At 68.3% G+C, this 6,000-nt stretch carries 6 protein-coding genes and 1 pseudogene; 5 read left to right on the top strand and 2 right to left on the bottom strand.

Features of this window, described 5'->3' with window-relative positions:
* Positions 1-80 precede the first annotated feature (80 nt).
* The 5 genes and pseudogenes from AQJ64_RS17840 to AQJ64_RS52355 all read left to right on the top strand — a co-directional run.
* Complete coding sequence (locus AQJ64_RS17840; RefSeq protein WP_240512447.1) at positions 81-530, top strand: flavin reductase family protein; 450 nt, start codon at positions 81-83, stop codon at positions 528-530.
* 88 nt (positions 531-618) lie between these two features.
* Positions 619-924 (top strand): hypothetical protein, encoded by a 306-nt coding sequence (locus AQJ64_RS17845; RefSeq protein WP_055631682.1) that lies wholly within the window; start codon positions 619-621, stop codon positions 922-924.
* Between the two features lie 67 nt (positions 925-991).
* A complete protein-coding gene (locus AQJ64_RS17850; protein ID WP_055631683.1) occupies positions 992-1,861 on the top strand; it encodes a fumarylacetoacetate hydrolase family protein in 870 nt (289 codons plus the stop codon).
* On the top strand, positions 1,858-3,501 hold the full coding sequence (locus AQJ64_RS17855; RefSeq protein ID WP_055631684.1) for a class I adenylate-forming enzyme family protein: 1,644 nt from the start codon (positions 1,858-1,860) through the stop codon (positions 3,499-3,501). Before AQJ64_RS17850 ends, AQJ64_RS17855 begins: the two co-directional genes overlap by 4 nt.
* Positions 3,502-3,686: 185 nt before the next feature.
* A pseudogene (locus AQJ64_RS52355) lies at positions 3,687-3,974 on the top strand (SDR family oxidoreductase); the annotation flags it as partial.
* A gap of 69 nt (positions 3,975-4,043) precedes the next feature.
* On the opposite strand, the gene AQJ64_RS17865 reads toward AQJ64_RS52355, so the two are convergent.
* The gene (locus tag AQJ64_RS17865; protein WP_055631686.1) at positions 4,044-4,760 is read right to left on the bottom strand and encodes a GntR family transcriptional regulator; all 717 of its coding nucleotides are present in this window, start codon (positions 4,758-4,760) and stop codon (positions 4,044-4,046) included.
* A gap of 426 nt (positions 4,761-5,186) precedes the next feature.
* The gene (locus tag AQJ64_RS46020) at positions 5,187-5,438 is read right to left on the bottom strand and encodes a VOC family protein (RefSeq protein WP_240512448.1); all 252 of its coding nucleotides are present in this window, start codon (positions 5,436-5,438) and stop codon (positions 5,187-5,189) included.
* Between the last annotated feature and the right edge of the window lie 562 nt (positions 5,439-6,000).

The following is a 6,000-nucleotide window of genomic DNA, read 5'->3' on the forward strand; positions in this document are numbered from 1 at the left end:
CACCACCGGCCTCACCGAGCGGCTCTGCCGGGAGTGGGGCGACCCTGGAAGCCGCCCGTTTCCGCGAGGTCCTCTCCGCGGTGCCCACCAGCGTTGTCGTGGTGACCGCCCTGGACCGCGGCGAGCCGGTCGGGCTGGCCGTCGGCACCTTCCTCTCGGTGTCGATGAATCCACCACTGGTCGGGTTTCTGCCCGCGGCGACGTCGAGCAGCTTCCCGCGGATACGACAGGCCGGCGCCTTCTGCGCGAACGTGCTGACCGTGAACCAGCAGCACGTTTCCCAGGCGTTCGCCACCAGTGGCGCCGACAAGTTCGCCGGCCTGTCCTGGCGTCCGGCACCGGTGACCGGCTCGCCGGTGCTGGAGGGAGTGGCGGCATGGATCGACTGCCGCATCACGACCCTGCACGAGGCCGGGGACCACTTCATCGTCATCGGTGAGGTCGCCGACCTCGATGCCGCACCAGAGGAGACACCTCTGGTGTTCCACCGTCGCCGCTACACGGGCGCCGCCGGGCCGACCGCGGCCTGAACGCCGTACACCTCGCCGGAATGTTCCGCGGGGTGCACCGGTCGCGGCCGACAGCGCGTCGCGACTCACAGCGCGAGGAGAAGCGCAGATGTTCGTCCGCATCGCCGATGCCCCCGAACGGACGCTCTCACGGGTGAACTCCGACGACTTCGGGCGGTCCCGCATCGAAGTCGCCGGCCTCGGCACCGCACGGCTGCTGCCACGAGCGAGGAGCGCGGGCTCCGGAGGACGCCCGACGCGGATCACGTCGGTCTCCGGCCGGCCGCGTTGCCGCGCTCGCCGGACCCCGCGACGCGCAGTGACGACCAAGCTCGATTCGACGCGGCGCCTCGCGGAATCGAGCGGCTGGACGCCGGACGCGGATCACGTCCGCGCGCACTGCAAGAGCGCCTGATCAGGCCGCGACTCGACGTGACTCGTCCCGCTCGCTTCCGGCCAGGAATCCATGAGGAGAAGCACCGATGAAGCTGCTCACATACCGCATCGGCGACAAGGTGTCGTTCGGCGTCCTCACGGCCGACGGCGTCATCGACGGCGCCGAGACACTCGGCGGAGAGGCCACCTCGATCCGAGAGCTCCTGGAACGCGATCTCACGGGGCGACTGGAGCGGCTCAGCGCGGGCCGCGCGGCCACCTACTCGCCGGCCGAGATCGAGTTCCTCCCGCCGGTCCCGGATCCGGCGAAGATCCTGTGCGTAGGCGTCAACTACGTCGACCACCGCGAGGAGACAGGGCACGTCGACAAGCCCGAACACCCCACCGTCTTCAGCCGGTTCGCCGACACCCAGGTCGGACACGAACAGCCCGTCGTCCATCCGCCGAACACGAGGCAGCTGGACTACGAGGGAGAGGTCGCGATCGTCATCGGCCGTCATGTGTCGGTGATCGAGACGGGCGCCGACGCACGGGCGGCGATCGCGGGACTGTCCTGCTACAACGACCTGAGCGCACGGGACTGGCAGTTGCACAACAGCCAGTGGCTGCCCGGAAAGAACTTCCACGGCGTCGGTTCCTTCGGTCCCTACCTGGTCACGCTGGACGAGTTCGACGACCTCGGATCGGTACGGCTCACCACCCGGGTCAACGGCGAGCTGCGGCAGGACGCCACGCTGGACCAGCTCGTCTTCGACTTCACGGCGATTCTGGGGTACATCACCGGGTTCACCTCCCTGGCTCCCGGCGACGTGATCGCCACCGGAACACCTGGCGGTGTCGGACTGGCCGCGAAGCCGCCTCGATTCCTCGCCCCCGGCGACGTGACCGAGATCGAGGTGTCGGGCGTGGGGGTCCTCCGGAACGAAGTCGTGGCGGCACCGGAGGGCGCGCGGTGAACCGGCGTCCCTGGCTGAACACGTACCCCGGTGATCTTTCGAGGCGGACCACCCCCGGGTCCGAGTCGATGCTCGAACTGTTCGCGACCACAGTCTCCAAGTTCCCCGACAGAACCGCGATCGCCTATTTCGACGGCGCCGTGTCCTTCCGAGACCTAGACCAGCGCTCGGACGCCCTGGCGATCGCCCTGACGGAGGGCGGCTTCGCCGCCGGCGACCGGCTCGCGCTCTACACCCAGAACAACCCGGCCTTCGTGGTCGGCCTCCTCGCGGCCTGGAAGGCCGGTGGCATCGCGGTTCTCATCAACCCCATGAACAAGGCTCGCGAACTGTCCCACCTGCTCGGGGACTCGGGCGCGACGGCCCTGCTGAGCCTTGACGATCTGTACGTATCGGTCGCGCGTGAGGTGCTCGACGGCGGGCAGACCGAGGTGCGGCAGGTCTTCGTGGCCTCCGCTCGCGACGACCAGAAGCGCGACGACGAGCGCGTCATCCCCGTCGCGGAGCAGCCGGCGGTCTCCGGGGCCCTCCGGCTGACGGACGTGTTCGCCCGACACAGTGACCGCAGGCCGGCACCGGTCAGCGGGAAACCCGAGAAGGCGGCGGTCCTGACCTACACCTCCGGCACGACCGGCGTGCCGAAGGGGGCCATCAACACGCACGGCAACCTGGCGTTCAACACCCACACCTACCGCGAGTGGATGAAGCTGGACCAGGACGACGTCGTCCTCGGTATCGCTCCGCTGTTCCACATCACCGGGCTCGTCGGGCACGTCTGCGTCTCGTTGGTGGTCGGCTCGAAACTCGTGCTCGCTCACCGTTTCAACGGCAGGGTCGTCCTGGACGCGATCCGCGAGCACCGGCCGACGTTCACCGTCGGCGCCATCACCGCCTTCAACCATCTCTCCGGGCTCCCCGGGGCGACGAAGGACGACTTCGCGTCGCTGCGGGCGGTCTACTCCGGCGGCGCACCGATCGCACCTCGGCTGCGCGACAAGATCCGGGCCCGCACCGGCATGGACATCCACAACTGCTACGGGATGACCGAGACCACCTCGCCGACACATGCCGTGCCGCTGGGTGTGGCGGCGCCCGTCGATCCCGACACGGGCGCTCTGTCGATCGGCGTGCCCGTCTTCAACACGTCCGTGCGTGTCATCGACGACGACGGCACGGATCTGCCGCCGGGAGAGGCCGGCGAACTCGTCGTCTCCGGTCCGCAGATCACCCCCGGCTACTGGAACAAACCGGCGGAGACGGCGGAGAAGCTCGTCGACGGCGAGCTCCACACCGGTGACATAGGCCTGATGGACGAGGACGGCTGGTTCTACCTGGTCGGCCGGAAGAGCGACATGATCATCGCTTCCGGCTACAAGGTGTGGCCCCGGGAGGTGGAGGACGTCCTCCTCGGCCACCCCGCAGTCCGTGAGGCCGCGGTGATCGGCGTCCCCCACGAATACCGCGGCCAGACGGTCAAGGCGTTCGTGTCCCTCCAGCCCGGTCGGACGACCAGTCCGGACGCCCTCATCGTGTTCTGCAAGGACCGGTTGGCAGCGTACAAGTACCCCCGTGTCGTCGAGATCGTCGACGAACTGCCCAGGAGCCCGGCGGGCAAGATCCTGCGGCGCGAGCTGCGGTGAGGATCGAGCGGCAATGAGCAGATCATGAACGGCGCCGTCATCGTCGGTGCCGTGCGCACCCCGGTGGGAGAGCGCGGCGATGCGCTCTCGTCCAGCTACCCGGCCGCCTGTCCGCCCATGCACTCGACATCCTCGTCGAACGAACGGGAATCCACCCGGCGCTCGTCGACGACGTCGTCGTGGAGGTGTGTCAGTCAGGTCGGGGAGCAGCAGGCCGTGCGCTTCGGAGCCGCAGGACTCATTTCCGGACCGGTCATGCGCACTACGCCACCGCCAAGGCGGGGATCCTCGGGTTCACCAGGACCGCGGCCAGGGAACCGGCCCGGTTCGGGGTCACAGTCAACGCGATCTCACCCGGCGCGGAGACCCGGTTGGTCGCCTCCGTCCCGGAGGGCAAGAGGGCCGAACCGGCGGTGGGGATCCCGCTGGGCAGGTTCGGCGCCGCTTGCGGGATGTGCGCCGCGGTGGGCTTCCTCGCCTCCCGCGAAGCGGGATACGTCACCGGCGTCGTCCTGCCCGTCGAGGGTGGGATCTCGATCTGGTCAGGAGGCGCGTTCGACGTTCAGGGGAACCGACCGGATGGACTCCGCGCCCTGAAGAATCCGGTGGAGCTCCGCCGCACCGACGTGAATCACTTTGAGGAGCGCTTCGCGTGCACGTTTCTCATCACGGGCCGCCAAAGCTTCAAGGAAGGCGCTGCGCCAGCGGACGTGAACGCGGTCCAGGAAATTGTCATGCAGCAGTCCGAACCTGAAAACTCGTTCCACATGCGTCGCCAGCGGAAGTGCCATTTCCGTCATCACCGGATTGCCGCACATCTGGACGAGGTAACGGATCGGGGCTGCCTTCATCAGGTCAGGACTGAGTGCAGACGCGGAACGGTCGGCCGGTGACGACGCCGTCACCAATTCCGCGAACGTGGCGATCTGCTCGTCAGTGGCGTTGCGGATGATCAGCACCACCAGCGACGGGGCGGTCAACTCGAAGGCTTCGAGGATGTCATGGACGTTCTGCAGCGTCATCGGCGTGACCTGCCAGCCCTTGCGCTTCACCGGGCGGGCGAACCCGGCCGCCTCCAGTCGCTGCAGCGCCTGCATCGTCGGCGTCCGGCCCAGGCCGAGCGACTCCGAGAGCTCGGCAGCCTTGATCCATGTCCCCGGCGCCAGTTCGCAGCTCACGATGGCGTCGCGGAGCGTCTCATAGGCCTTGTCGCTCATCGGCCGCGCCTTGCTCTGGCTGCCGTCCCCCATCGTCGTCATAGCTGTACTATAAACGAAGATCCGTGTGTACCGGACGGCTCCGCAGCCTATTTTTCGGCACTGCAATTCGTTCTGACTATTCGACTTGTTTGGCGCCGACCACACCGTGATCTCGCTCCGCGTTTCCACGTGGCACTACCGGTATCTTCCGGCACGCGTGGCGACGATATGGCACGGTCGGTCAACGCTGGCCTCTGGTGAATGGGCGGGGTTGACCTTGCCGGGCAAGACCGACGAACCGGCCTGCAAGGTCACGAGACCCGGGCAGGCCGGTGACTTCGCCGACTCGCCGGCAGATCGAACGCGGCCTCCCATCACCCGCACCCCTCCGGATGAAGGCGACCTCTACGACGTCGTCCCTCATCGAGGACGTCGTCCCTCATCGAGCTGAGCGAGAACCGGTGTGCCGGGAAGACCGCGCAGACGTCAGCCGAGTCCGTCGGCCCCCACCGGGGCGGACGACTCGTCCGGCAGGGAGCCGCTCACCGGCTGCAGCCTCCCGTCGAGGTCGAGGACCGGGGTCGTCTCCTTGTGCCAGGACTCGACCACCGCGTTGCCCCAGAAGTCGCGGTGGCGGTCGTCGTGGACGTTCCACCGGTACGTCTCGCGTCCGGGTCGTACAGATGGGGGCTTGGCTTCAGGGCCTCCCGCAGGAGCGCGTTGTCGGCGACGGTTCACGCTTACGGCTCCTCGCCGTGTCGGTGTCGGCGGCGGCCTTGTGAGGACGGGCACACGGTCGGTGGGGATGGGGCCGCCGCTGGGGGCGACGGGTATCGCGGTGTACGACTCCGGGGTTTCCGCTCAGCACGGTCCCGCTCATCAGGGTTCTGCGGGACGGATACCGACGCGTCGGACGGTTCTTCGTCGTCGGGTCTCTCCTTTGAGGTTGGGGGGAGTGAGACACCGTTGCCCTCAAGCTTGTCTCGAGTCCCGTGCGGGCCCGGTGCCGGGTACCGCCGTGACGCGGCGTGCCGGCCCAGCCGTACGAAGGGGAGAGGGACGGGGGTTCCGGCCGTGAGGTGTCGTCGAGCCTTGGATGTCGGGCGAGGGCCATCGTCGCCAACGCGCTTCCGGTGTGCCGACAGTGACGGCGAATCAGGTGTTGGCCTCCTGGCGGCCTGTCCCCCGTTCGGCAGGGGCCAGGGCGTTGTCCACCTCGGCCGCCACGATGTCGCCGTCGAGCCGTTCGCCGAGAAGGGAGCGCCGGAAGAACAAGGGGCCGATGATGCGGGCGACGAGA

Source organism: Streptomyces griseoruber (genome assembly GCF_001514205.1).
Classification (GTDB): Bacteria; Actinomycetota; Actinomycetes; order Streptomycetales; family Streptomycetaceae; genus Streptomyces; species Streptomyces griseoruber.